Annotated in this window: 25 protein-coding genes; 6 read left to right on the top strand and 19 right to left on the bottom strand. The window is 68.2% G+C overall.

The features are described 5' to 3' along the window. The first annotated feature begins 177 nt into the window (after positions 1–177). Positions 178–807, top strand: a complete 630-nt coding sequence (locus tag A5658_RS10915) for a hypothetical protein (RefSeq protein WP_067333965.1) — start codon at positions 178–180, stop codon at positions 805–807. Positions 808–846: 39 nt separating this feature from the next. On the opposite strand, the gene ribD is transcribed toward A5658_RS10915, so the two are convergent. Beyond that, positions 847–1,866 carry a bifunctional diaminohydroxyphosphoribosylaminopyrimidine deaminase/5-amino-6-(5-phosphoribosylamino)uracil reductase RibD gene (gene ribD, locus A5658_RS10910; RefSeq protein ID WP_067333962.1) on the bottom strand — a complete coding sequence of 340 codons (1,020 nt, stop codon included), beginning with the start codon at positions 1,864–1,866 and terminating at the stop codon, positions 847–849. A gap of 52 nt (positions 1,867–1,918) precedes the next feature. Next, complete coding sequence (rpe, locus tag A5658_RS10905; RefSeq protein WP_067334058.1) at positions 1,919–2,608, bottom strand: ribulose-phosphate 3-epimerase; 690 nt, start codon at positions 2,606–2,608, stop codon at positions 1,919–1,921. Positions 2,609–2,736: 128 nt separating this feature from the next. Between rpe and A5658_RS10900 the strand changes: the two genes are divergently transcribed. After that, positions 2,737–3,606, top strand: a complete 870-nt coding sequence (locus A5658_RS10900) for an SHOCT domain-containing protein (protein WP_067333959.1) — start codon at positions 2,737–2,739, stop codon at positions 3,604–3,606. A gap of 33 nt (positions 3,607–3,639) precedes the next feature. Here A5658_RS10900 and A5658_RS10895 read toward each other — a convergent pair whose 3' ends face one another. Continuing rightward, positions 3,640–5,037, bottom strand: a complete 1,398-nt coding sequence (locus tag A5658_RS10895; protein WP_067333956.1) for an RsmB/NOP family class I SAM-dependent RNA methyltransferase — start codon at positions 5,035–5,037, stop codon at positions 3,640–3,642. After that, positions 5,034–5,975, bottom strand: a complete 942-nt coding sequence (gene fmt, locus A5658_RS10890; RefSeq protein WP_067333953.1) for a methionyl-tRNA formyltransferase — start codon at positions 5,973–5,975, stop codon at positions 5,034–5,036. The genes A5658_RS10895 and fmt overlap by 4 nt, the downstream gene beginning before the upstream one ends. Before the next feature lie 53 nt (positions 5,976–6,028). On the opposite strand from fmt, the gene A5658_RS10885 reads away from it, so the two are divergent. After that, positions 6,029–6,514 carry a DUF2231 domain-containing protein gene (locus A5658_RS10885; protein ID WP_369830507.1) on the top strand — a complete coding sequence of 162 codons (486 nt, stop codon included), beginning with the start codon at positions 6,029–6,031 and terminating at the stop codon, positions 6,512–6,514. A 41-nt stretch (positions 6,515–6,555) separates the two neighbouring features. Here the strand turns inward: A5658_RS10885 and A5658_RS10880 are convergent, their stop codons facing one another. The 7 genes from A5658_RS10880 to A5658_RS10855 form a co-directional block, all read right to left on the bottom strand. Continuing rightward, the gene (locus A5658_RS10880; RefSeq protein WP_067333951.1) at positions 6,556–6,957 is read right to left on the bottom strand and encodes a nuclear transport factor 2 family protein; all 402 of its coding nucleotides are present in this window, start codon (positions 6,955–6,957) and stop codon (positions 6,556–6,558) included. Positions 6,958–6,967: 10 nt separating this feature from the next. Then, the gene (locus A5658_RS10875) at positions 6,968–8,923 is read right to left on the bottom strand and encodes an aconitate hydratase (RefSeq protein WP_067333949.1); all 1,956 of its coding nucleotides are present in this window, start codon (positions 8,921–8,923) and stop codon (positions 6,968–6,970) included. Positions 8,924–9,005: 82 nt separating this feature from the next. Continuing rightward, positions 9,006–9,698 carry an LpqN/LpqT family lipoprotein gene (locus tag A5658_RS10870; RefSeq protein ID WP_067333947.1) on the bottom strand — a complete coding sequence of 231 codons (693 nt, stop codon included), beginning with the start codon at positions 9,696–9,698 and terminating at the stop codon, positions 9,006–9,008. Positions 9,699–9,792: 94 nt separating this feature from the next. After that, positions 9,793–10,035, bottom strand: coding sequence for a hypothetical protein (locus tag A5658_RS10865; protein WP_067333945.1), 243 nt, complete (start codon positions 10,033–10,035; stop codon positions 9,793–9,795). After that, entirely contained in the window at positions 10,032–10,187 is a 156-nt protein-coding gene (locus tag A5658_RS28055; protein WP_156751381.1) for a hypothetical protein, read from the bottom strand. Before A5658_RS28055 ends, A5658_RS10865 begins: the two co-directional genes overlap by 4 nt. Positions 10,188–10,309: 122 nt before the next feature. After that, positions 10,310–12,256 (bottom strand): primosomal protein N', encoded by a 1,947-nt coding sequence (locus tag A5658_RS10860; protein ID WP_067334049.1) that lies wholly within the window; start codon positions 12,254–12,256, stop codon positions 10,310–10,312. Between the two features lie 53 nt (positions 12,257–12,309). After that, a complete protein-coding gene (locus A5658_RS10855) occupies positions 12,310–13,041 on the bottom strand; it encodes a lysoplasmalogenase (RefSeq protein WP_067333942.1) in 732 nt (243 codons plus the stop codon). On the opposite strand from A5658_RS10855, the gene A5658_RS10850 reads away from it, so the two are divergent. From A5658_RS10850 to A5658_RS10840, 3 genes are read left to right on the top strand one after another with little or no spacing between them, the layout of a single operon-like run. Next, positions 13,040–13,990 carry an alpha/beta hydrolase gene (locus tag A5658_RS10850; protein ID WP_067333939.1) on the top strand — a complete coding sequence of 317 codons (951 nt, stop codon included), beginning with the start codon at positions 13,040–13,042 and terminating at the stop codon, positions 13,988–13,990. The genes A5658_RS10855 and A5658_RS10850 overlap by 2 nt on opposite strands. Before the next feature lie 4 nt (positions 13,991–13,994). Next, positions 13,995–14,939: an alpha/beta hydrolase gene (locus A5658_RS10845; RefSeq protein ID WP_067333936.1), complete on the top strand. Its 945-nt coding sequence runs from the start codon at positions 13,995–13,997 to the stop codon at positions 14,937–14,939. A gap of 21 nt (positions 14,940–14,960) precedes the next feature. Continuing rightward, on the top strand, positions 14,961–16,448 hold the full coding sequence (locus A5658_RS10840; RefSeq protein ID WP_156751380.1) for an NAD(P)/FAD-dependent oxidoreductase: 1,488 nt from the start codon (positions 14,961–14,963) through the stop codon (positions 16,446–16,448). 68 nt (positions 16,449–16,516) lie between these two features. Here the strand turns inward: A5658_RS10840 and metK are convergent, their stop codons facing one another. The 8 genes from metK to carA all read right to left on the bottom strand — a co-directional run bounded on the left by metK (position 16,517) and on the right by carA (position 26,171). Further along, a complete protein-coding gene (gene metK / locus A5658_RS10835) occupies positions 16,517–17,728 on the bottom strand; it encodes a methionine adenosyltransferase (RefSeq protein ID WP_067333930.1) in 1,212 nt (403 codons plus the stop codon). A 97-nt stretch (positions 17,729–17,825) separates the two neighbouring features. Next, positions 17,826–19,088, bottom strand: a complete 1,263-nt coding sequence (coaBC, locus tag A5658_RS10830) for a bifunctional phosphopantothenoylcysteine decarboxylase/phosphopantothenate--cysteine ligase CoaBC (RefSeq protein ID WP_067333926.1) — start codon at positions 19,086–19,088, stop codon at positions 17,826–17,828. Between the two features lie 13 nt (positions 19,089–19,101). After that, positions 19,102–19,428: a DNA-directed RNA polymerase subunit omega gene (gene rpoZ, locus A5658_RS10825; RefSeq protein ID WP_067334046.1), complete on the bottom strand. Its 327-nt coding sequence runs from the start codon at positions 19,426–19,428 to the stop codon at positions 19,102–19,104. A gap of 65 nt (positions 19,429–19,493) precedes the next feature. Next, positions 19,494–20,063: a guanylate kinase gene (gene gmk, locus A5658_RS10820; RefSeq protein ID WP_156751386.1), complete on the bottom strand. Its 570-nt coding sequence runs from the start codon at positions 20,061–20,063 to the stop codon at positions 19,494–19,496. A gap of 82 nt (positions 20,064–20,145) precedes the next feature. Next, a complete protein-coding gene (mihF, locus tag A5658_RS10815; protein ID WP_067333923.1) occupies positions 20,146–20,463 on the bottom strand; it encodes an integration host factor, actinobacterial type in 318 nt (105 codons plus the stop codon). Positions 20,464–20,896: 433 nt separating this feature from the next. Continuing rightward, a complete protein-coding gene (gene pyrF / locus A5658_RS10810) occupies positions 20,897–21,712 on the bottom strand; it encodes an orotidine-5'-phosphate decarboxylase (protein WP_067333920.1) in 816 nt (271 codons plus the stop codon). A gap of 2 nt (positions 21,713–21,714) precedes the next feature. Continuing rightward, positions 21,715–25,062, bottom strand: a complete 3,348-nt coding sequence (gene carB, locus A5658_RS10805; protein ID WP_067333917.1) for a carbamoyl-phosphate synthase large subunit — start codon at positions 25,060–25,062, stop codon at positions 21,715–21,717. Continuing rightward, a complete protein-coding gene (carA, locus tag A5658_RS10800; protein ID WP_067334041.1) occupies positions 25,062–26,171 on the bottom strand; it encodes a glutamine-hydrolyzing carbamoyl-phosphate synthase small subunit in 1,110 nt (369 codons plus the stop codon). The genes carB and carA overlap by 1 nt, the downstream gene beginning before the upstream one ends. Between the last annotated feature and the right edge of the window lie 5 nt (positions 26,172–26,176).

Genomic DNA, 26,176 nt, shown 5'->3' with positions numbered 1-26,176 from the left:
TATTGCATGCCAAACCGATGTAATATCGTGCATTTAAGGTTAAGTTTACGTTAATCACGACCACCAAAACTCGACAATCGCGGACGCTGGTAGGCGCCGTCAGCTACGGTTCCAGCAACCCGCCAGCGGCGCACCCACGGCCACGATGGGCGGGCGACTCGACAAAGGAGCGCATTGATGAAAACTCCGGTGGCCGCGGCGGCGGCCTTCATGGCCGCCACCGTGCTGGTAGGACTATCGGTGGCCGGCTGCAGCAGCAAGTCAGACAAGTCGGCGGCGACATCATCGTCGTCGGCTGCATCGTCCACCGCCACGAGCTCGGCCGGCTCGGAGCCGAGCTCGTCGGCGGAGGCGGGCGGTTATGCCAAGTTGTTGATCAAGCCCGAGGACATCGCGCTCCCCGGCGACACGTTCTCGGTGTCGACGCCAACCGAGAACCCTAACGGAAAGCCCGGCGTCGCAGCGGTTTTCAGCAACCAGGCAGATACCCGCGAAATCGGCGACACGATCATGATCCTGCCCGACTCGGCGGGTGCCGCCACCTCGTTGGAGGGCGCCAAGTCGTCACTCGGCAGCAACGTGACCGGCGGGGACCCCCAGCCGGCAGCGGTGGGTGAAGGCGGAACGATCGTGCAGGGCCACTCGCCCGACGGTGCCAAGTCGGTGACGGTGTTGCTCTTCACCGAAGGCAAAGCCTTTGTGACGCTTGAGTTTGACGGCAAGCCCGACGATCCCGTGCCGCCCGCGTTCGCCACTGACATCGGCCAGAAGCAGGACGCCGCCATCAAGAGCGGTCTGGCCGGCTGACCAGCTTGGTGCCGCGATACCGGGACGGCGCTTAGCGCCTTATCGCGGCACCAAGCTCAGCACCAGGTCCGGGCCGACCCGTTCGACGCCGTCGTAGCGCCAACGCAGGGCCCGGGCGATGCTTGGTACCCCGACGTCGTCGACCGCGGCGATCGGCCCGCCGAGCAGTATCGGCGCGACGTAGGCCAGGATGCGGTCGATTGCCCCGGCGCGCAGGAAAGCCCCCGCAAGGGTCGGGCCGCCTTCGAGTATCACGTCGGTCCGGTCAGACAGCGCCCTGAGTACCTCGGCCGGGTCGTGCGTGCGAATCACCATGGTCCGCGAGTCGTCGTTGAGAACCTTTGCCTCAGAAGGTATATCGCGCATACCGACCACGACGCGCATCGGCTGACGGTCGGCCAGGCCGTTGTCGGCCAGACGGGCCGTCAGCGTCGGATTGTCGATGAGCACAGTGCCGGTGCCGACCACTATCGCGTCGGCCGTCGCCCGCCGGCGATGCACGTCGGCGCGGGCGGCCTCGCTGGTGATCCATTGGCTGGAGCCGTCCGCGGCCGCGCTACGACCATCGATGCTGGTGGCGTATTTCCACGTCACGTGCGGCAGCCCGGTGCGCTGTTTGTGCAACCATTCGCGCAGTGGGCCGGCGCTGACCAGGTCGGCTTGCACATCGCCGATGACCTCGACACCGGCGGCGGCCAGACGGGCCGCCCCCCCGGCGGCTTTCGCATTCGGGTCGCTGACCGCGTAGATGACCGAGGCGATGCCCGCCTCGAGCAGCGCATCGACGCACGGAGGCGTCTTGCCCTGGTGGTTGCAGGGTTCCAGGGTGACGACGGCGGTTCCGCCGGACGCCAGCCGGCCCGCCCGGCGCAACGCCATCACCTCGGCATGCGCGCTGCCCGTCCGCTGCGTGCCGCCAACCCCGACGACCTTGCCGTCGCGGTCCAGGATGACCGCGCCAACCGGCGGATTCGGATATGTCTTGCCCTTGACCAGATTGGCCTGCTCGACGGCCAACTGCATGGCGGCGTCGTGGCTGATGGCCGCCACTGGACCCATTAGCGCCACTCCTCCACGCCGGCCACGCCGGCGTGATCGTCGCTGGCGCGGCTCATCGGCGCAGGTGCGGTGACACGGCACTGGCCTGTCGCCGCAACGCTTCGACCGCCGCGGCCGGGTCAGCGGCGCCGTAGACGGCCGATCCGGCGACGAAGCAGTCGACGCCGGCCTCGGCGGCCTGCTCGATCGTGTCGGCGTTGATGCCGCCGTCGATCTCGACCAGGATCGTCAACTCGCCGGAGTCGACGAGCTTGCGCACCTCGCGCACCTTGCTCAGCACCTCGGGAATGAACTTCTGTCCGCCGAAGCCGGGCTCGACCGACATCACCAGAAAGGTGTCGAAGTCCTTGAGGATGTCCAGGTACGGGTCCAGCGGGGTACCGGGCTTGATGCTGAGCCCCGCCAAGGCGCCCGCGGCCCGGATGTCTCGGGCCACGCCGACGGGGTTGTCGGTGGCCTCGGCATGGAAGGTGACGTTGTAGGCGCCGGCCTCGGCATACGGCGGGGCCCAGCGGTCGGGATCCTCGATCATCAGATGGCAGTCCATCGGAATGTCGCTGGCCGCCAACAGGCTTTCCACCACCGGCAGCCCGATCGTGAGGTTCGGCACGAAGTGCGCGTCCATCACGTCGACGTGCAACCAGTCCGCACCCTCGACATCGGCGGCCGCGTCGGCCAGCCGGGCGAAATCGGCGGCCAATATCGAGGGAGCGATAAGCGGCCGGTCGGTCTTGCCTGACATGAACGTCACCTTACTGGGACCCCATTCGATGGGATGCGTGCCGGCGGGGGCGAGCCGCGGACATGCCGGAGTGCACCGTCGGTGAATTTGCGTAACCTCGAGTTGTCGACGACTACGAAGGATCTGCAATGACGAAGGCAACGGTCACCCCCGACGCCGAAAAGGCCATCGACGAGATCGCCGGGCGCTACGGACTTTCCCGCGGGGCCGTGTTGGCGATGCTGTTCGCCGTCCACGCCGGAGGCGGAACCATGGCGCAGTTCTCCATCCCCGAGCTCGGCGGCTCCGGGCAGTGGATGCGGGGCGGGATGACAATGGTCGGCGACATGTTTGACAACGGACTGAAAGCGCGTGTCGACGCACTCTGCAACGAGCTGGCCCAGCTGCTGACAACCACGACGGTCTTTCCCGCCTCGGCCGAGGGAGCCGCGCGCGGGTTCACGTCGGCCAACTGGTGGCCGGCCGAGCTCGGAGTTCCCAGCGCAACCGGCGCTCAAAACGAGGCGCGCTATGCCGTCTTTCCGGGCACGCGGCGGCTGGCCATCCAGATTAACGGTGTGACAAAGGTTTTCGACACCGGCGAGCACCAGATTGCCGGCGTACAGCAACAGCAGGGAACCGGGTATGGCTCGGTCGCTTTCACCAGTCAGCTCGGTACCTTCTCGGTGTCCACTCTCGCCGAGCTCGGTGCCCCGCAGGTCCACGAGACTCCGGTCGCCGCCCCCACCCCGCAACACCAGAGCCAGCACCAGTCCAGCCGGCCATCCCCATTCCCCACTCAGACGCAGGCGCAAGCGCCCACCCCGCAATATCAGGGTCAATACCAGTCCAGCCCACCACGGAGTTCAGCTCCGCCGCCGCAGGCAGCCGCACCCCCTCCGGGAGATCCGGCGGGCATCGTCGCAGCCATCGAGTCGCTGGCTGGGTTGCACCAGCGCGGCATCCTGTCGGATGAGGAGTTCGCCGCGAAGAAAGCCGAACTGCTCGCCCGGCTCTAAAGGCGTCGAAGGCAGGTGAAGCGCGCACCGGGCCTAGCCGGTTGACTTGACGAGAGCCGCGGCGAACATGGCGTCGGTGCCGTGGCGGTGTGGCCACAGCTGAACGTACGGGCCGTCGCCCAGGTCGGCCACCGGCTCGAACAGCGGCCGGGCATCCAACGCGGACACCGGATGCCGGCGCAGCGCGTCAGCGACCACGCCGACCGTCTCGGCCAGATGCGGCGAGCAGGTCGCGTAGAGAACCACGCCGCCCGGCCGGGTCAGCGCGATCGCGGCCGCCAGCAGCTCGCGTTGCAGTTTGGTCAGCGCCGGCACGTCGGCAGGCTGACGCCGCCAGCGCGCGTCCGGCCGTCGCCGCAGCGCACCCAGCCCGGTGCACGGCGCGTCGACCAGGACCCGGTCGAACCCAGGTACGAGCCCGCTGCTGCGCCCGTCCACCCGCAACACCTCGACGGGCAGGCCACGGGTGTTTTCGATCACTAGGTCGGCGCGATGATCCGCAGGCTCAACCGCGGTAACCCGAGCTCCCGATCCGGCGGCCAGCGCGGCCAGTAGCGCCGTTTTGCCGCCCGGGCCGGCACACAGGTCCAGCCATCGACCGGCGTCGTCTGCCACCGGCGCCAAAGTCAGTGCGCGCGCGACTAATTGGCTACCTTCGTCCTGGACCAGGGCCTGGCCGTCGCGCACCGCGGCCACTTGCGCCGGGTCGCCGGCGGGCAGGTACACGGCGTACGGCGAATAGCGGCCCACACTGCCCTCGACCGCCGCGGCCAACTCCTCGACCGTCAGCACGCCGGGTCGAGCCGCCAGGTGGACCTGGGGCCGCGCGTCGTCGGCGGCCAGCGCCGCATCGAGTTCGCCCGCGGCGGCGCCCAGAGCGTCGACGAATGCCTGCGCGATCCAGCGCGGATGGGCGTGCAGGAAGGCGGCATTCCCGATCGGATCGGCGGACTTGGCGGGGGCCAACTCGTCGAGCCAGGACTGCTCATCGCGAGTGCTGATCGTTCGCAGTACGCCGTTGACGAAACCGGCTCGTGCCGTGTCGAATTCGATGCCCGCCTGTTCGACGGTGGTCGAAACGGCGGCATGCGCGTCGACGCGGGTGCGGAGAAGCTGGTACGTCCCGAGTCGCAACAGGTCGAGTAGGACCGGGTCGATGGCGTCCGGCGACCGGCCGGCCGCGGCCCCGATGACGGCGTCCAGCAGGCCCCTGATGCGGCTGCTGCCGTAGGTCAATTCGGTGGCGAAGGCGGCGTCGCGGCCGCCGATCCCCCGCTCGCGCAACAGAACTGGCAACAGCAGGTTCGGGTAGGCATCACGCTCTCGCACGGCGCGCAGCACGTCGAACGCCGCCCGACGCGCGGGGTCGAGCGGCTTGCGCCTCGGGGGCCGCTGGGGGTTGCGGCGCGGCTTGTCCTGCGGTCGGCTCATGAGGCTCGCGCCGCGGGTTCGAGACGGGCTCCCCTGGCCCAGTCGACCGCATTCATCAGCTTCTTTCCCGGCGCCTGCACCTGACCCAACCGCACCGCACCGGACGCCGTGCCGACGCGCACGCTGCGGCGATCGACGTGGATATCACCGGGCGCCAACGGGTTTGGCAGACTCTGGCCGTCGGTGTCGAGATAGACCGGTCCGAGTTTGACCCGCAGGTCGCCGATCAGCGTCCACGCTCCGGGATTGGGTGTGACGGCACGGATGCGCCGTTCGACGACTTCCGCCGGCAGGTCCCAACGCACTCGCGCCTGCTCGACGGTGATTTTCGGTGCGATGCTGACACCGTCGGCGGGCTGCGGAACGGGCGTGAGCGCCCCGTCCGCGATGCCGTCCAGCGTGGTCGACAGCAACGCCGCGCCCGAAACCGCCAGTCGCTCAAGCAGATCCCCCGCGGTGTCGATCGGACGTACGGACTCGGTGACCACTCCGTAGACCGGCCCGGAGTCCAGACCTGACTCGATCTGGAATGTCGTTGCGCCGGTGACGGTGTCGCCCGCGGCGATCGCCGCCTGCACCGGGGCCGCCCCACGCCAGGCCGGTAACAAAGAGAAATGCAGATTGACCCAGCCGTGGGTCGGGACTGCCAGCAACTCGTCCCGCAGCAGTGCCCCGAACGCCACCACTGGACAGCAATCGGGTTCCAACGCCGACAGTTCCGCGACGAATTCCGCAGAGTTGGGTCGCTCCGGTCGTAGCACCGGGATGCCCTGCTCCAGCGCGAGGCGCGCTACCGGCGACGGCTTCGGCTTGCCGTGCCGGCCCGACGCGGCGTCCGGCCGGGTGAGCACGGCGATCACCTCATGACGCGGCGAGTCGATGAGACTGCGCAGCGCGGGCAGCGCGGGTTCGGGTGTTCCGGCGAAGACGAGACGCACCGGACCAGTGTAGGAAGAAGCAGGCGTCGCCCATCGAGCTAGGGAGTACGGGAATGACACTGACGACCATCTCAGGCCTGCCTGCCCACGTGCTACTGGTGCACGCATTGGTGGTGTTGGCACCTTTGACGGCGCTGCTGGAAGTTCTGTGCGCACTGTGGTCCGCGGCGCGGCGGCACCTGGTATGGCTGGTCCTCGCCCTCGCCGCGGTGACGACCGCGCTGACACCGATCACCACGGAAGCCGGTGAGTGGCTGTACGACCAGGAACACCGTCATCGCGACATCTTGAATATCCATGCCGGTCGCGGCAGCGTCATGATCTATTTCTCGATCTCGCTGCTCGTCGTCGCCGTCGTACTGGCAGTGGTCCACCGGCGTGAAGTCCGCACTGGAAAACCCGGGCTGGCCCTCAGCGTGGCTGTCGCGGTCTTCGCGATCGTGGCCGGCGTCGCTTCCGTCATCCAGGTCGTGCGCATCGGCGACTCCGGCGCGCGGTCGGTGTGGGCGAATGAGCTGACCAAATCGGACAAGCCCTAGCCCGCCGGCCAATACGTCCGCCCGAGCGACCGCGAAAATAACTAGTCGCGGTGATACTGATCCGTGCTGAGGATTTCGACCCCGCGCCATCCCCAATACACCCGGTGGGCCTGGATGAGTCCGTCGTCGATTTCCATGACTTCGACGAAGTCCATCTGTTCTCCGTCTGGCGTCTGGCGCGGGTATTCCCACGTCGCGCGGCGCCCGTCGGTGAAGAACCCGGCGCGGTGGTACTGCCGCTCATCGGGCGTGCGCGCCACCACCTCGGCCAGGAATGGGCGCAGCTCCTCGTGGCCACGGCAGATCCCGGGACCCCCGAGTATGTGCGCTGCGACGGGGCTTTCCAAGACCGCGTCGCGGGCGTAACAGGCCAGCAACGCCTCAGCGTCGTGACTGGCCAGCGCGTCTTCCCAACGTTGGATTACCGCTTCGATGCCGTCCACCTGGCCATACCTACTTCTCTTCCTCGGCCAGACGCGGGATCAGGCCACCGGCCAATACATCCTTGACTTGCCGCGGCGAAAGTCGATGCCGCACAGTGAAAGACGTGTCCTTGGTGACGTTATCGACCTTGAGGGTGTCGGTGTCGCCGAGCGCGTCGCGAATTCCCTTGATGCGCAACGTGTCGTCCTGGTCGATGCCGTCGTAGTCGTCGGGGTCGTCGAACTCGAGCGCCAGCACCCCGAAGTTGGCGAGGTTCTGCCAATGGATCCGGGCGAACGACTTGGCAATGACGACCGCGAGCCCGAGGTGCCGCGGGGCGATTGCGGCGTGCTCCCGCGACGAGCCCTGGCCGTAGTTGTCCCCGCCGACGATGATGTGGCCGGTCTCGTCGGCCTCCTTCGCCCGTTCCGGGTACGACTCGTCGATCTGGGTGAAGCTGAACTCGGCGAGCTTGGGAATGTTGGATCGATACGGGAGAGCGCGCGCGCCGGCCGGTGAGATCTCGTCGGTAGAGATGTTGTCGCCGACTTTGAGCAACACCGGCGCCTCGATCTCGTCGGCCAACGGTGGAAGCTCGGGCAGGCTGGATACGTTGGGCCCCTTGACCGGCTCGACCTTTTTCGCCTCTTCCTCGTCGAGCGGAGGCACCAACATGGCGGTGTTCACCGAGGACTGAGGCGGCAGGTCGAGCGTGGGATAGTCCATCTTGTTGTCGCGCGCCCAGTCGCGGGGATCGGTGATCACTCCCGTCAATGCCGATGCGGCCGCGGTTTCCGGCGAGCACAGCCACACCGAATCCTCCTTGGTGCCCGAGCGGCCAGGGAAATTGCGCGGCATCGTTCGCAAGGAGTTGCGACCCGTGGCGGGCGCCTGGCCCATGCCGATGCACCCCATGCATCCCGCCTGATGTATGCGGGCCCCGCCGATCACCAATTCCGTTGTGGCGCCCATCTTTGTCAGATCAGTCAGGATCTCACGTGACGTCGGGTTCACGTCGAGGCTGACGTTCGGCGATGTCTGCCGCCCGGCAACCATCGCCGCGACGATCGCGAAGTCGCGCAGGCCGGGGTTGGCGCTGGACCCCACGACGGCTTGCGCGATCTCTTCGCCCGCCACCTCGCGCACCGGTACCACGTTGCCCGGTGACGATGGCTTGGCGATCAGCGGCTCGATCTGGGACAAGTCGATCTCCTCGTCGACGTCGTAGTCGGCATCCTTGTCGGCGAGCAGTTCGATCCAGTCGTCCTCGCGGTCCTCCGCGCGCAGGAATTCGCGCACCGCCTCGTCGCTCGGGAAAACCGTTGTGGTGGCGCCGAGTTCGGCTCCCATGTTGGCGATGACGTGGCGATCCATCGCGGTCAGGCTCTCCAAACCGGGACCGTAATACTCGATGATCCGGTTCACTCCGCCCTTGACGTCGTGGCGACGCAGCATTTCGAGGATCACGTCTTTGGCCGAACACCATTGCGGCAGTTCACCTTCGAGCCTGACGCCCCATATCTCGGGCATGCGGATGTGCAGCGGACGGCCGGTGATCGCCAGCGCGACCTCCAGCCCGCCCACGCCGATCGCCAGCATGCCGAGCGAACCCGCGGCCGGGGTATGCGAATCCGATCCCACCATGGTCTTGCCGGGAACGCCGAACCGCTGCATGTGCGTCGGGTGCGAGACCCCGTTGCCCGGCTTGGAGAACCACAGCCCGAATCGCTGCGAGGCGGTGCGCAGGTATTCGTGGTCCTCGGCGTTCTTTTCGTCGGTCTGCAACAGGTTGTGATCGACGTACTGCACGCTGACGTCGGTGCGGGCCCGGTCGAGCCCGAGCGCTTCCAATTCCTGCATCACCAATGTGCCCGTGGCGTCCTGGGTCAGCGTCTGGTCGATGTGGATGGCGATCTCTTCGCCCGGCGTCATCTCACCGGATTCCAGGTGCGACTCGATCAGTTTGCGCGCGACGTTGAGTGGCATGACGACCGTCCTGAAGTGACGTGGCTGAAAGATCACCTACGCGTACCCGGATATCGCCGCGGCCATGCGTCCGCGGGCCTCGCTACGGGGTGATCGTCGTCTTCTCGTCGATTGTGCTGGTCGCCGGCAGGGCCTTCTCGACCTGATCCGGCAGCGCATCGGCGTTGAGCTCGAGCAGGTAGATGACGTCGTCTTTGCCGTTGATCACGACGACCTTGTCCGCGACTGCCTTCACCTGGCCGTTCTGCGTCCAGGTGCCACCGATCTGGAAGGCGGGGAAACCGCCGAGGTTGTCCTCGGTGCCGTCACCGTGGGGCTTGAAACCGGGCAGGTTCTTGGTTGCGCCGGCCGCGAGCTCGATGAGTTTCTGCGGGTCGACATCACCGTCGAGCTTGGACACCGTCGCGATGATGCTGGGTGTGTACTTAGCGGCCTCCGGTCCGTTGTCGACGATCGCCCAGTACGCCGTGGGCGGGGTGTCCGGTCCGGCATCGGCCCAACCATCGGGAATCGGGAAGTTGATCGTCGGCGCTCCGGGATCACCCCGGTGGACCGGTGTCGCGGTGATGTGGTTGTCCTTGAAGTAACCGGCGATGGTCGGATTGGGGCCGTCGGCGGTGACGCGCGGGGCCACCTTCGGCTGCGGCGTGACGCTTGCCGAGGCAGAGGTGTTACTCGCCGCATCGTTGCCGCTCGGCGAGGAACCGCAGCCGGCCAACGTGATCGATGTCGCGAGGATCGCGACGGCTGCACCGGTGAGCGCCGTCCACTTCATTGCACTGACTCCTGTCGATCGACGCGTTCGCCGCTGGACAAAAACCGGCGCCCGCTCGGCCCACCCTAAACGGGCCGGCTTCCACGGCTGCGTGCTACGCGTTTTCGCTGAGTTCGCGGCGATCGAAGCTGTCGTGAGTCACCCGCCACGACGCGAATCCGTCGCCTGCGACATGCAGCGTGATCTGTGGGTCGCACGCGCATTCCTCGACATGATGCGGCTGCAGATCGTCGATGGGGACGATATGGATTTCGCGAGACCCGATCCAGCCCGTCCACCACCGGTTGCCTGGGCAGGCGCAGCCCAGCTCGGTGCAGTGGACGGGATCGATGATCACGCCGACCGCGGCCAGGCGTCGATGTACTGGTCCATGATCGCGTGCCACTGCATGGCCCGGATCTCGTCGCCGGCGGCGCGGGCCTGCTTCAGGTGTTCGCCCACAAAGACGAGGCAGCGCCCAATGCGTGTGGTGTTTGCCGTCGTTGCCATTATCTGACCTCCCTCGACACGGGAAAGAAGACCGGTTGGCGTCATTGGCGCTCGGCCAGCATTCGCATCGTCGCACGGAACCCGAGGGATTTCGCGCCGAGACACGCTGCCCGAGTCGCCGATCAGCCGATGTGCAGCGGGTCGATCTGCACGCGGACCGGCTCGCTGGTTTGACGTGCGCTGACCACTGCGACGCCCCGGCGCAGCTCCCCCGCCAGCGCCAGGCCCCGCTCGCGGCTGACCCGCACGAGCATCCGGCTCACCGGCTCGTCGGCGGCCACACCGGGCGGTCGCCGCACGCCGAGCGGCAGCGGCACGGGCCCAAGCAGCTCGGCGCTCTCCGGTAGCCGGATCTCGTCGAGCAGCGCCGCGACCGCCGGGCCGGTGCCGTCGAGCGCGGCCATGTGCACGCTCGGCGGCAACGCGACCTCGGTGCGGGCCGCCAGCTCGGCGTCTGCGTGGCCAACCGGATCCCAGCGGATGAGCGCCTGCACGGTCGGCACCGACTCCTCGGCGACGACGGCCACCACCCCACCGTCGCCGCGCGATCGCACCAGCGCCGCGGCGGCCATCCAACGGCGCAACGTGTCCTCGGCCGCGCGCAGATCCTGACGGCCCAGCAGCGCCCAGCTGTCCAGCAGCAGTGCCGCGCCGTAGCCCCCCGCGGCCCGCGGTTCGGCGCCCGGCGTGGCCACCACCAACGCCGGGCGAGCGTCGACCTCGGACACCATCGCCTCACCCGACGAGGTGATCACCGTCGTGCCGGCAAACGCGCGGCCCAGCTCCTCCGCGGTGCGACGGGCCCCGACCACGACGGCGCGCACCGCGTCGGACCCGCAGACGCCACAGCGCAGCGCGGTGTCGACCCGGCCACACCAGCGACATACCGGGGCGGCGCCACCCCGGTCGTCCAGCGACAGCGGGCCGGTGCATTGCCGGCAGCGGGCGATCGCCCGGCATCGCGCGCACGCCAGCGACGGGACGTAGCCGCGCCGCGGCACCTGCACCAGCACCGGCGTCTCGGCCTGCAGCGCCGTGCGGGCGGCGCGCAGCGCGACCGACGGCAACCGCGCGGTGCGCGCCGCCGGATCCCGTTCGTCGGCGTACCCGCCGTCATCGAGGGCCACCACTCGCGGCGTGCGGGCGCGCACCGCCGGTCGCGCCGCGACCACGTCGTGCGCCCAGCCGCTGCGCACCAGCGCCTGAGCCTCGGCGGTGCGGGCGTACCCGCCGATTAGTGCGGCGCAACGCATTTGGTGGGCGCGCAGCATCGCCACCTCGCGCGCGTGCGGGTACGGGGCGCGCGGTTCGGCGAGCGTGTCGTCACCGTCATCCCACATCATCACCAGCCCCAGGTCGCTCACCGGCGCGAACACCGCGCTGCGCGTGCCGATCACGAGCCTTGCGTTGCCGCGCAACGCGGCCAGCCAGCGCCGGTAACGTGCAGACGGTCCCAAGCCCGCCGACAACGCCACCACGGCGGCCTCGTCGAGCAACGCCGTCGCCGCGCGCCACATGGTGTCCACGTCGCGCTGATCCGGGACGATCGCCAACACCGCGCGACCCGTCTGCACGGTCTGCGCGGCGGCTTCGGCGAACCGGTCGGCCCACGACTCGCCGGGCAGCGCCTGCCACACCGCGCGGGCCGCGCGCGCCTCGGCCAGCGCCGTCAGGAACTGCCCGCCACTGCCGTAAACCTCCCAGCCGGCGCGGTCGACCCCGTCCACCGTGAAAAGCTCCGGCGGCGTTAGCTTTTCGGCTTCGACCTTGGCGTGCCGCGGTGGTATCGCCAGCCGCAGCACGTCGGCGCGGGTGCCCGCGTAACGCGCCGCGACGGCATCGACCAGCCGGCGGATCTCCGGGGTGAGCACCGCCTCGGCCGACACCACCCGGTCCAGCCAGGCCAGCGTGCCGACGTGATCGGTCTCGGTGCGACGTTCCAGGATGAACCCGTCGACCAGCCGGCCGTGGAAGCGCAGTCGCACCCGCACACCGGGTTGGGCATCGTCGGATTGCTCCTCGGACACCAGGTAGTCGAATTCGCGGTCCAGGTGCGGCACCGACAACATCGGCAGCACCCGAGCAATCGGCTCGAATGCGGCGGCCTGCCGGGTCCGGGTGGTCACCTGCCAGGTGTAGCAGAGGCCGTCGACACCCGACCGAAGAAAAAGCCCGCGGTGATCAAGACCTGCGCGGCCGCATACGTCCACCAGATCGGCACCGCCAGCGCCTCGGTGCCCAGCACGAACCGGCTAATCCCGATCATCGCGTCAGACCAGGCGAAGCACACCGCACCGACCGCCGTCCACCGCGTCGGCAGTCGCGCCAGCAGCGCCGACGACACCATCGCCACCAGCACCACCATGTAGACCGCGACCGGGACCGTCATGCCGTCGTGAACGAGCTGCGGCCAAAACCACGCCAGCAGCCCCACGCAGAGCGCCCACACCAGCCCGACGGCGACCCACCGCGCACGGGAGCTACGGGACTGCCTGGCGAGCGGAATCAGCGCGCCCAGAAAACACAAGTGCGCCAACAGGAATGCGCCCAGCCCGAACACGAACGACGGCGCCCACCACGGAACGGCCAACAGCACATCGCCGGCGGCCGAGAGCAGCAAAGCCGGCATCAGCCAACGCCGTTCGCGAACAATCGGATGCGCGGCCGCGGCCAGCGCCAGCAGTAGCGCCATCGATGCCTTGAATGCCGGCTGGGCAGCCCACACCCCGGTCAGCTCCGAGCCCGGCGGCGAACGAACCGCCACGATGGTCAGGAACACGCCGTAGGCCAGGGCGGCCCAGCCGCCCGCCACCCAGGCGCCGAGCATGACCCGCGGTGCGTACGGTGTCTGCATGTCCAGCGTCGACGACCCCGGCTCCGCCATCGATCCCATCCTGCAGAAGGTACTGGACGCGGTCCCGTTCCGGTTATCCGCGGACGACGGTGTCGAGGCGGCCCGGGCGGCGTTACGGAACCTGCCGCGGCGCAGCTTCCATCCCGAACTCCGAGTGCAGGACCGCGCGATCGAGGGGCAGGCCGGGCCGATCAACATCCGGATCTACTGGCCGCCAACCGATAACGCCACTCCTCCGGTGGTGATGTTCTTCCACGGCGGCGGCTTCGTCGTCGGCGACCTGGACACCCACGACGGCACGGCCCGTCAGCACGCCGTCGGCGCCGACGCGATGGTGGTGTCGGTCGACTATCGGTTGGCGCCCGAGCATCCCTACCCCGCCGCGATCGACGATGCCTGGGCCGCAACGCAGTGGGTCGCGCGACACGGCGACGAAATCGGGGCCGACGTGAGTCGGCTTGCGGTGGCCGGGGATTCCGCGGGCGGCAACATCTCGGCGGTCATCGCGCAGCGTGCGCGCGATGAGGGCGGCGCGCCAATTGCGTTCCAGCTGTTGTGGTATCCGGCGACGCTGTGGGACTCGTCGTTGCCATCCTTCAGCGAGAACGCGAACGCGGCGGTTTTGGACAGCGCCGCCGTCGCCGCGTTCAGCCGCTACTACGCCGGCGAGATCGACCTGTTCAATCCTCCGGTCGGGATGGCGCCGGGCCGGGCGGCCAATCTGGCCGGCCTGCCGCCCGCCTACATCGCGGTCGCCGGCCACGATCCGCTGCGCGACGACGGAGCCCGTTACGGCGAGTTGCTCGCCGCCGCGGGCGTTCCCGTCGAGGTGCACAACGCCACGTCGATGGTGCACGGCTACCTCGGCTACGCCGGGGTGGTGCCCGCCGCGACCGAGGCGATGGATCGCGGGTTGACCGCGCTGCACGAGGCCCTGCACGTACGGTAGGGCCATGACGGAGCCGACCATCGCCCGACCGCAGATCGACCCGACGCTCAAGGCCTTGGTCGACGCGTTTCCGCTGACTTTCAAGGAGTCCGACGGCGTCGAGGTCGCCCGCGCCAAACTGCGCCAGCTCAAGGCGCCCCCGGAGATGCTGCCGGATCTGCGCATCGAGAACCACACCGCCAACGGCGTTCCCGTGCGCGTCTATTGGCCGCAGGCCGAACCCGGCGACCTGCCGATCGTCGTCTTCTACCACGGCGGAGGCTTCGCACTCGGCGACCTGGAAACCCACGACCCGGTCGCGCGGGCGCACGCCGTCGGCGCCGACGCGATCGTGGTGTCCGTCGACTACCGGCTGGCGCCCGAGCACCCCTTCCCGGCCGGGCCGGACGACTGCTGGGCCGCGCTGCAGTGGGTCGCCGAGCACGCCGCCCAGCTCGGCGGCGACCCCGACCGGATCGCCGTCGCCGGCGACTCGGCCGGCGCCAACCTGGCCGCGGTAACCGCCCAGCGGGCGCGCGACGAGGGCGGCCCGGCGCTGGTGTTTCAGCTGCTCTGGTACCCGACCATCACCGCCGACCTGTCGATGCCGTCGTTCACCGAGAACGCCGACGCGCCGATCCTGGACCGCGACGTCATCGACGCGTTCATGAGCTGGTACGTCCCCGGAGTCGACATCAGCGACCCGAAAGCGCTGCCCGCCGCGCTGGCGCCATGCAACGCGGCCGACCTCAGCGGGCTGCCTCCAGCGTTCATCGGCAGCGCCGAACACGACCCGCTGCGCGACGACGCCGCCCTCTACGCGGAGCTGCTCAACGCCGCCGGCACACCCGCTGAGCTGAGCAACGAGGGCACGCTGGTACACGGCTACGTCAGCTTCGCGCTGATCATCCCGGCCGCCGCGGAAGCCACCAACCGCGGTCTGGCCGCCCTGAAAGCGGCCCTGCACTAGTTACGCGGTACCGTCGGTATCGTGAACGGCGATTCTCCCGACTACCACTGCCTGATCGTCGGCGCGGGATTCTCCGGCATCGGCGCCGGGATCAAGCTCGACCACGAAGGTTTCAGCGACTACCTCATCGTCGAAGCCGGTGACGAAGTCGGCGGAACCTGGTACTGGAACACCTATCCCGGTATCGCCGTTGACATTCCGTCGGCGTCGTACCAGTACTCGTTCGAGCAGCGACCGGACTGGTCGCGGACGTACGCGCGCGGCGGCGAACTGAAGGCCTACGCCGAACACTGCACCGACAAATACGGCATTCGGCCGAAAATCCGGTTCAACACCAAAGTTGTGTCCGCCGAGTTCGACGACGAGCGGTCGCTGTGGCGGGTGCAGCTCGATCCCGGCGGGGAGGTCACGGCGCGATTCGTCTACAACGGCAGCGGCGTGCTCACCGTGCCCAAGCCGCCCGACATCGACGGCGTCGACTCCTTCGGCGGCGAATCCGTGCACACCGCCCGCTGGGACCACAACCTCGACCTGACCGGCAAACGCGTCGCGGTAATCGGCACCGGCGCATCGGCGGTCCAGCTGGTCCCGCAGATCGCGCCAATTGTCAAAGAGCTCACCGTCTTTCAGCGCACACCGATCTGGTGCTTCCCGAAGTTCGACGTGCCGCTGCCCACGCTCGCGCATCGGGCGCTGCGTCTGCCCGGCGCAAGGACCCTGCAGCGGCTGATCACCCAGACCTACGTCGAGGTGACCTTCCCGCTTCCCGCGCAGTACTTCACGGTGTACCCGCTGGCCCGCTGGATGGAGTCGCTCGGGCGCGCCTATCTGCGGCTGAAGGTCCGCGACCCGGCGGTGCGCAAACAGCTCACCCCGAGTTATGCGATCGGCTGCAAGCGGCCCGGTTTCCACAACAGCTACCTGTCGACGTACAACCGCGACAACGTCCGGCTGGTGACGCAGCCGATCGACAAGATCACGCGAGAAGCGGTGGCCACCACCGACGGCACCCACCATGACGTTGATGTGTTGGTGCTGGCCACCGGTTTTCACGTCTTCGACGCCGACACCACGCCGACGTTCGCGGTGACCGGCAGCGGCGGGCGGTCGCTGAAACAGTTCTGGGAAGAGAACCGGGCCCAGGCCTACGAGGGCACCGCCATTCCCGGTTTTCCGAACTTCTTCTCCACGATGGGCCCCTACGGCTACGTCGGATCGTCGTACTTCGCGCTCATCGAGGCGCAGACCCACCACATGGTGCGCTGCATGAAGCGGGCGCAGCAACGCGGCGCCACCCGCGTCGAGGTCAGCGAGGAAGCCAACGCCCGTTACTTCGCCGAGCAGTTGCGGCGCCGCGGAAAGCAGGTGTTCTGGCAGGACAGCTGCCAGGCCGCCAACAGCTACTACTTCGACAAGAACGGCGACGTGGCCCTGCGGCCGGCGCACACGTTCGAAGTCTATTGGCGCAGTAGACGTTTCGACCTCGACGACTACCAATTCACGGCCTGATAGTCGAATGTGACAGTGCAGTCAGGCTCGACGCTCACCGTGACTGCACCGTCACGCTCGGCGACAAGCTAGACGGCGCGCTGCAGGTCCTCGACCTTGTCCAGGCGCTCCCACGGCAGGTCGATGTCGGTGCGGCCGAAGTGGCCGTACGCGGCGGTCGGCGCGTAGATCGGACGCAGCAGGTCCAGATCGCGGACGATCGCGCCGGGCCGCAGGTCGAACACCTCGGGCACGATCTTCTCGATCTTGACCGGGTCGACGGTCGCGGTGCCGAACGTCTCGATGAACAAGCCGACCGGGGCCGCCTTGCCGATGGCGTAGGCCACCTGCACCTCGACCCGTTCGGCCAGACCGGCGGCGACGATGTTCTTGGCCACCCAGCGCATCGCGTACGCCGCCGACCGGTCCACCTTTGACGGGTCCTTGCCGGAGAAGGCGCCGCCGCCGTGGCGGGCCCACCCGCCGTAGGTGTCGACGATGATCTTGCGGCCGGTCAGGCCGGCGTCACCCATCGGCCCGCCAACGACGAACTTGCCGGTCGGGTTGATCAGCACCCGGGTCGACGAGGTGTCCAGCGTCTCGTGGGCGAGGTCGGCGAGCACGGTCTTGATGACATGCTTCTGCAGGTCGGGGTCCAGCGTCTTCACCAGGTCGACGCCCTCGGCGTGCTGGGTCGAGATCACGACGGTGTCCAACCGGGTCGGCACGTTGTCGTCGTACTCGATGGTGACCTGGGTCTTACCGTCCGGGCGCAGGTAGGGCAGCGTGCCGTTCTTGCGGACTTCGGTAAGCCGCCGCGCCAGGCGGTGGGCCAACGCGATCGGCAGCGGCATCAGCTCCGGGGTGTCGCTGATCGCGTAGCCGAACATCAGGCCCTGGTCGCCGGCGCCCTGCAGGTCCAGCGGGTCAGCGGCGCCCTCGACGCGCGTCTCGTGGGCGGTGTCCACACCCTGGGCGATGTCGGGCGACTGGCGGCCGATGCCGACGTTGACGCCGCAGGTCTCCCCATCGAAGCCCTTGTCGGAGTGGTCGTAGCCGATCTCGAGGATGCGCTCGCGGACGGTGTTGGTGATGTCGGCGAAGGCTTCCTTGGCGTTGGTGGTGACCTCGCCGATGACGTGGACCTGACCGGTGGTGACGGCGGTCTCGACGGCGACGCGTGAACGCGGGTCCCCGGCCAGCAGCGCGTCGAGCACCGAGTCACTGATCGCGTCACAGATCTTGTCTGGATGCCCCTCGGTCACCGATTCGCTGGTGAACAAACGACCCTTTTCGCTCACACTCTCTCCCTTTCAAGGCACATGGAAAAATGTTAGTTAGGCAAATTATATCGCCGAGCTGGTATATGTTACCGGCCGGTCCGCGGTGCCGAAGATGCTAGGTGGCGTCTTGGGTGCCCCGCTGGAGGAACGTGGCGATCGCGTCCACGATACGGCTGGCCATCAAAGTCTTCGAGCCGGGCTGCAGAGCCGACTCGGTGCCGTCGGCGGCGAGCAGCCAGCCGTCGTTGTGGTCAACCTCGAAGGCTTTCCCGTCGCCGACCGCGTTGACCACCAACAGGTCACATCCCTTGCGCCGCAACTTGGCCCGCGCGTGAAACAGCACGTCACCGTTGGCGTCGCCGGTCTCGGCAGCGAAGCCGACGATGGCCCGCATGTTCGGCAGTTGCCCGGCGCTGCGGGCCTGCACGGCCGCCGCCAGCACGTCGTCGTTGCGGATCAGCCCGATGGACTCCGGTTCCTCGGCACCCTTTTTAATCTTGGCGGTTGCGACCTGCGCGGGGCGGAAGTCGGCGACGGCCGCGGCCATCGCCAGCACGTGGACGTCGGGTGCGTGCTTGGACACCGCGTCGCGGAGCTGTTGAGCGCTGCTGATGTGCACAACCTCGACGCCGGCCGGGTCGATCAGCCCGGCGGTGTGGCCGGCGATCAGGGTGACCTCGGCGCCGCGCTGGGCGGCCACCCGCGCCAGCGCGTAGCCCTGCTTGCCCGAACTGCGGTTGCCGATGAAGCGAACCGGGTCGATCGGTTCGCGGGTGCCGCCGGCCGTCACCAGGAGCTTCACCCCGGCCAGGTCGTAGGGCATCGCGTCGGGACGTTCCAGCAGCAGCTGGGCGAAGGTGACGATCTCCTCGGCCTCGGGCAGCCGGCCCGCGCCGCTGTCCTCCCCGGTCAGCCGTCCGGACGCCGGCTCGAGCACCACATTGCCGCGACGGCGCAGCGTGGCGACGTTGTCGACAGTCGCGGGATGCTGCCACATCTCGGTGTGCATGGCCGGCGCGAACAGCACCGGACATCGCGCGGTCAGCAGCGTCGCGGTCAGCAAGTCGTCGGCACGGCCGTGGGTGGCACGCGCAAGCAGATCGGCGGTGGCCGGCGCGACGACGACAAGGTCGGCCGCCTGGCCGATGGCGACGTGCGGCACTTGCGGCACGTTGTCGAACACCCCGGTCTGCACGGGCTCACCGGACAGCGCTTCGAACGTGGCGGCCCCGACGAACCGCAACGCGGATTCGGTGGGGATGACGCGAACCTGGTGACCGGCCTCGGTGAGCTGACGGACGACGGTGGCGGCCTTGTAAGCGGCGATGCCTCCGGCGACGCCGACGACGATGCGCTTGCGGTCACCCGAGAGGCTCATGCCAAGCCCGCCGCTACTCGCCTTCGGTGTGCTCGAGCAGGTCGCCGTGGATCTCGCGCATGGCGATCGACAGCGGCTTCTCCTGCAGGCCCGGCTCGACCAGCGGGCCGACGTACTCGAGGATGCCCTCGCCGAGCTGGTTGTAGTAGTCGTTGATCTGCCGGGCGCGCTTGGCGGCGTAGATCACCAGCGCGTACTTGCTGGACACCCGCGCGAGCAGCTCATCGATGGGCGGGTTGGTGATGCCCAGCGGCGTGTCGTAAGCGCCGATGCCACCCGACGACGGGTCGAACTGGTCGGGAACGGCGGCTAACGATGTGTCGGTCTGCGAACTACTCACGAAAATATTCTCCTGGCGGCCTATAGCGACGTGCAACGGAATGGGAATCGAGTCTGGTTGGAAGGTCACGCCGTCTCAGGCGAGGTACCGACCAGCAATGATACCAATTCTGAGCATGCGGTTTCCAATTGGCGATTTACAACGACCTCGTCGAAGTCTTCCTGGGCCGCCAGTTCGACGCGCGCGGTGGCCAGGCGGCGCTCGATGACCTCGGGCGTCTCGGTCCCCCGGCCGACCAGCCGGGCCTCCAACGCCGCCCAGCTCGGTGGGGCCAAAAACACCGTGATCACCTCGGGCATCGCGCGCTTGACGGCTCGAGCCCCGGCCAGGTCGACCTCGATGAGTACCGGGTGTCCGGCCGCGACGGCGTCGCGGACAGGGCCGGCCAGCGTGCCCGAGCGATGCAAGCCACCGTGGATTTCGGCCCATTCCAACAGCGCACCGTCATCGATCAGCCGCTGAAACGCATCCGGCGACACGAAGTGGTAGTCGACCCCGTCGACCTCGCCGGGGCGGGGTGCCCGAGTGGTCGCCGAGACGCTGAAATGCAGATCGGGAATCCGCTCCCGCAGGCAGCGGACGATTGTCGATTTACCCACCGCGGACGGACCGGACAGCACGATCACGCGTGCCATGCCGTCCGGTCCCCCGTCGGTGCTCAACGACTCTCCCGGGAGGCGCTCAGGCGGCTGCCCGGACCTCCCTCAAGTCGCGGGGTCAGGAAAAGTCGAACTTTTCCAGCAGAGCCTTGCGCTGACGGTCGCCGAGGCCGCGCAGACGGCGCGTCGGGGCGATCTCCAGCTCGGTCATGATTTCCTGCGCCTTGACCTTGCCCACCTTCGGCAGGGCCTCCAGCAACGCGGAAACCTTCATCTTGCCCAAGACCTCGTTGGTCTCGGCGTCCTTGAGCACCTGCTTGAGATTGGTGCCGCCACGCTTCAGCCGGTCTTTGAGCTCGGCTCGGGCTCGGCGTGCGGCGGCAGCCTTCTCCAACGCTGCCGCGCGCTGCTCGTCGGTCAACTGGGGAAGGGCCACGATTCCTCCGTATCGATCAGCAACTGATTTCGATCTTTGTTTGTCTCGGCTAGGTAGTCCAGCCAGCGGTGACGACCGTACCCACGCCTTCAGACGAAATCTAACCCGCCCCCCTGCTTGAAGCTACAAAGTTGCAGCTTATGGCGTCGAAAAGGCGCCGTCGTGGGCGCGCGGGCCGCCGGTGGCCAGCTGTGGATAAGTCCCCTGTGAGCCATCGCTGACGACCCTGCAAAATCGCTTCTACCTGGCCTTTTAGCCGCTCGGGTGATATTGGCCGGTCATCGTGAAATCCGCCCTCCGACCGCTTTGACACAGGTCAAAAAGCCGAATGTGGTCTGGTTACGAATATCGCGGCGTGTCGCGCGTGTCGCCGCCAATCAGGACTTCCGGCCGAAAAGTGAACGACGCCGTGTCGTAGATGGGCCTCGGGCGATCAGCGGGCCAGGTAAGCGACCGCGTCGCGCATCCGCTCGCCCGCCGCGCGCACCGCTGACGCGTCCGGTCCGGCCCGCAGCACGTCGCGGGACACCGCGGGTAGCAGTTGCCTGGAAACGGCCCCACCCAGGCCGCTGAGAGCCTCAGGCCGTCCGCCCTGAAATCCGACCCCGGGGACCAGCACCGGTCCATCGAGCCCGCTGACGTCGGGCACCTCGGTCAACGTGGCGCCGACGACGACCCCGACGGTGCCGGGTCCCAGCGCGCGGTTGGCCGCCGCGGCCGCATCGACGATCAGCTGAGCCACCGGCTGCCCGCCGCTCCGGGCCCGCTGCACGCTGGCCCCCTCCGGGTTGGACGTCGCGGCCAGCACGAACACCCCGCGACCGTGCGCCGCGGCGCTGTCCAGCAGCGGCTGCAGTGAGCCGAAACCCAGGTAGGGCGATGCGGTGACGGCGTCGGCCGCCAGCGGGGAGTCGCCGGTCCAGGCGGCCGCGTAGGCCGCCATCGTCGACCCGATGTCGCCGCGTTTCGCGTCGGCCAGCACCAGCACCCCGGCGTCGCGCAGGGCCGCCATCGTGTGTTCCAGCACCGCATAGCCGGCGGCGCCGTAGGCCTCGAAGAACGCGACCTGAGGTTTGACGACGGCGAACTCGGCGTAGGCCGTGACGCAGATGTCGCAGAACGTCGCCAGGCCGTCAGGACTGACCGGCAGGCCCCAGGCCTGCAGCAGCTCGGGGTGCGGGTCGATGCCCAGACACAGCGGTCCGCGACGAGATATCGCGTCGGCCAGCCGGGCGCCGAACCCGCGCATGGCTAGTGGCCGCCGTTGCTCAGCGCGCTGTGCAGCTCCTGCAGCGAGCGCACGCCGATGTCGCCGCGAATCCCGGCCTCAATGCCCTGCACGGCCGCCGACACTCCCTGGACTGTCGTCACACAGGGGATGTTGACTCCGACTGCGGCCGAACGGATTTCGTAGCCGTCGATGCGTGGACCCGAGTTTCCGTACGGCGTGTTGAATACCATGTCGACCTCGCCGGCACGGATGGCGTCGACGGCCGACATCGCCGGCCGGCCCGGTTGAGCGTCTTCGAAATGCTTGCGCACCTCGTCGCAGGGAATGCCGTTGCGGCGCAACATCTCCGCGGTGCCCTCGGTGGCCAGCACCCGGAAACCCAGATCGGCCAGCCGCTTCACCGGGAAGACCAGGGAACGCTTGTCCCGGTTGGCGACCGAGACGAAGATCGTCCCCGACGCCGGCAGCGACCCGTAGGCCGCGGTCTGGCTTTTCGCGAACGCACTGCCGAAGTCGCGGTCGATGCCCATCACCTCGCCGGTCGACTTCATCTCCGGGCCCAGCAGCGAGTCGACACCCGAGCCGTCGGCGCGGCGGAACCGGTGGAACGGCAGCACGGCCTCCTTGACCGCGATAGGCGCGTTCGGTGGCGCGTTGCCGCCGTCCCCGACGGACACCAGCAGACCTTCCTCGCGCAATTGGGAGATTTTGGCGCCCAGCATGATTCGTGCGCACGCCTTGGCCAGCGGTATCGCGGTGGCCTTGGAGACGAACGGGACGGTGCGGCTGGCCCGCGGGTTGGCCTCGAGCACGTAGAGCACGTCGTCCTTCAGCGCGTATTGGACGTTGAGCAACCCGATCACGCCGATGCCGTGCGCGATCGCCTCGGTGGCCTTGCGCACCTTCTCAATATCGCTGCGGCCCAGGGTAACCGGGGGCAACGCGCACGCCGAGTCGCCGGAATGGATGCCGGCCTCTTCGATGTGCTCCATGATGCCGCCGATGTAGACCTCGTCGCCGTCGCAGAGCGCATCGACGTCGATCTCGATCGCATCCTCGAGGAAGCGGTCCACCAGCACCGGGTGCTCGGGCGAGAGTTCGGTGGCACGGGCGATGTAGCCCTGCAGGGTGTCGTCGTCATAGACGATCTCCATGCCGCGCCCACCCAACACGTACGACGGCCGGACCAGCACCGGGTAGCCGATGTCGGCGGCGATCCGCCGCGCCTGCGCGAAGGTGGTCGCCATGCCGTAGCGCGGCGCGGGCAGCCCCGCCGCGGCCAGCAGATCACCGAAGGCGCCGCGGTCCTCGGCCAAGTCGATGGCCTCGGGTGGGGTGCCGACGATCGGAACGCCGGCGTCAGCGAGCCGCTGCGCCAGCCCCAGCGGGGTCTGGCCACCGAGTTGCACGATCACCCCGACCACGCCCGGACCGCCTTCGCCGGAGAGCTGCTCGGCGTGGAACACCTCGAGGACGTCCTCGAATGTCAAGGGTTCGAAGTACAGCCGGTCGGCGGTGTCGTAGTCGGTGGAGACGGTCTCGGGGTTGCAGTTGACCATCACGGTCTCGAAACCGGCCTGCGACAAGGTCGTTGCCGCATGCACGCAGCTGTAGTCGAATTCGATGCCCTGGCCGATCCGGTTGGGCCCCGATCCGAGGATCAGCACCTTGGGTTTCTCGGTCTGCGGCGCCACCTCACTCTCGGCGGCGGGGTCGAGCTCGTAGCTGCTGTAGTGATAGGGCGTCTTGGCCTCGAACTCCGCGGCACAGGTGTCAACGGTCTTGTACACCGGATGGATGCCGAGCCGTCGCCGCAGCGACCGCACGCCGTCTTCACCGGCCAATTCCGGCCGCAGCGAGGCGATTTGGCGGTCGGACAAGCCGCTGTGTTTGCAGCGGCGCAGCAGGTCACCGTCTAGCACCGCGGCCTCGCTGACCTCCTGCCGCAACGTCAGGAGCTCGGCGATCTGCGCGACGAACCATGGGTCGATCCCGGACGCTTCGGCCACCCGGTCGACGGACGCGCCCAGCCGCAGCGCCAGTTCGACGTCGTAGAGCCTGCCGTCGGTCGGTGTGCGCAGCCGCTCCAGCGCATCTTCTGCGGTGCCGTCGGCGTCGGGACCGGTCCAGAAGCCGGTGCGCTTGGTCTCCAGCGACCGCATCACCTTGCCCAGCGCCTCGATGAAGTTGCGGCCCAACGACATCGCTTCGCCGACGGATTTCATCGTGGTGGTCAGCGTCGGGTCGGCGCCCGGGAACTTCTCGAACGCGAACCGCGGGGCCTTGACGACCACGTAGTCCAGCGTCGGCTCGAAGCAGGCCGGGGTTTCCTTGGTGATGTCGTTGAGGATCTCATCGAGGGTGTAGCCGACGGCCAGCTTGGCGGCGATCTTGGCGATCGGAAAGCCGGTGGCCTTGGAGGCCAACGCACTTGACCGCGACACCCGGGGGTTCATCTCGATGACGATCAGCCGGCCGTCACGCGGGTCGACCGCGAACTGGATGTTGCAGCCACCGGTATCGACGCCGACTTCGCGCAGGATGTCGATGCCGAGGTCGCGCATCCGCTGGTATTCGCGGTCGGTGAGCGTCATCGCCGGGGCGACGGTCACCGAGTCGCCGGTGTGCACACCCATCGGGTCGACGTTTTCGATCGAGCACACCACGACGACGTTGTCTTTGCCGTCGCGCATCAGCTCGAGCTCGAATTCCTTCCAGCCGTAGATGGATTCCTCGATCAGCACGTTGGCGCTCGGCGACGCGGCCAGCCCGGCGCCGGCCATCCGGTCGACCTCGTCGGCGGTGTGCGCCAGGCCCGAGCCCAGCCCACCCATGGTGAACGACGGCCGGACCACCACCGGCAGGCCGAGCTCGCCGACGGTCTCGCGGACCTCGTCCATCGTGAAACAGACTCGGCTGCGGGCTGATTCGCCGCCGACCTTGGCGACGATGTCCTTGAACCGCTGCCGGTCTTCGCCGCGCTGGATGGCATCGAAATCGGCGCCAATCAACTCGACGCCGTACTTCTCGAGCACACCGTTCTCGTAGAGGGCGACCGCGGTGTTCAGCGCGGTCTGGCCGCCGAGGGTGGCCAGCAGGGCGTCGATTTTGTTGCCGCGCTCGGCCTGCTGCGCGATGACCCGTTCGACGAAGCCCGGCGTGATGGGTTCGACGTAGGTGTGGTCGGCGTACTCCGGGTCGGTCATGATGGTGGCCGGATTCGAGTTGACCAGGCTCACCTCGAGGCCTTCGGCGCGAAGCACACGGCACGCCTGGGTTCCGGAGTAGTCGAATTCGCAGGCCTGCCCGATGACGATCGGCCCGGAGCCGATCACCAGGACATGCTTGAGATCAGTCCGCCGTGGCATTACCTACGCTCCCCTGCCATCAGGTCGACGAATTGGTCGAACAAGTACTCCGCGTCGTGCGGTCCGGCCGCGGCCTCCGGGTGGTACTGCACCGAAAAGGCGCGTCCATCAACCAGTTTCACACCCTCGACGACGCCGTCATTGGCGCAGGTGTGGCTGACGACGGCCGCTCCGAACGGGGTGTCGAACCGCTGACCGGCCTCCCCCTCGAGCGCGAACCCGTGGTTCTGCGCGGTGACCGCGACCCGTCCGGTCGCGTGGTCGATCACAGGGATGTTGATACCCCGGTGGCCGAAGACCATCTTGTAGGTCGACAGACCCAGCGCGCGGCCCAGGATCTGGTTGCCGAAACAGATGCCGAACAACGGGATCCCCGCGCCGAGCACCTCGCGGGTCACCTCGACGACGTGCTCGGCGGTGGCTGGGTCGCCGGGCCCGTTGGACAGAAACACCCCGTCGGGTTTGAGCTCGGCGATCTGCTCGAAGGTCGCCGACGAGGGCAGCACGCGGGAGCGCACGCCGCGGCGGGCGAAGTTACGCGGCGTGTTGGTTTTGATACCGAGATCGATTGCGACGACGGTAAACCTGTGCGGCCCTTCGGGTTCCACCACGTACGCGTCCGGGGTGCTGACCTCGCCAGCCAGGTCGGCGCCGAGCATCGGCTGCTGGCCGCGGACCCGCTCGGTCAATTCCTCCGGCGAGGCGAGCGCGTCGCCGGAGAAGACGCCGGCCTTCATAGAACCCCGGCTACGCAGATGACGGACCACCGCGCGGGTGTCGATACCGGCGATCCCGACGATGTGCTGGCGGATCAGTTCGTCCTCCAGAGTTCCGGTGGCCCGCCAGTTCGACACTCGCGGCGAGGGGTCGCGGACCGCGTATCCGGCGACCCAGATCTTGTCGCCCCGGCTTTCGCCGTCCTCACCATTCCAGCCGGTATTGCCGATCTGTGGGGCGGTGGCCACCACGATCTGGCGGTGATAACTGGGGTCGGTCAGCGTCTCCTGGTATCCAGACATCCCGGTGGAAAAGACTGCCTCGCCGAGTGTTTGGCCGATCGCACCGAACGCGGTTCCGGTGAACGTCCGGCCGTCGTCGAGAACCAGCATCGCCT

This window comes from Mycobacterium sp. 1245111.1 (assembly GCF_001673405.1).
GTDB lineage: Bacteria > Actinomycetota > Actinomycetes > Mycobacteriales > Mycobacteriaceae > Mycobacterium.
Note: the sequence above shows the minus strand (reverse complement) of the source record. Positions and strands in the feature narration are given on the sequence as shown.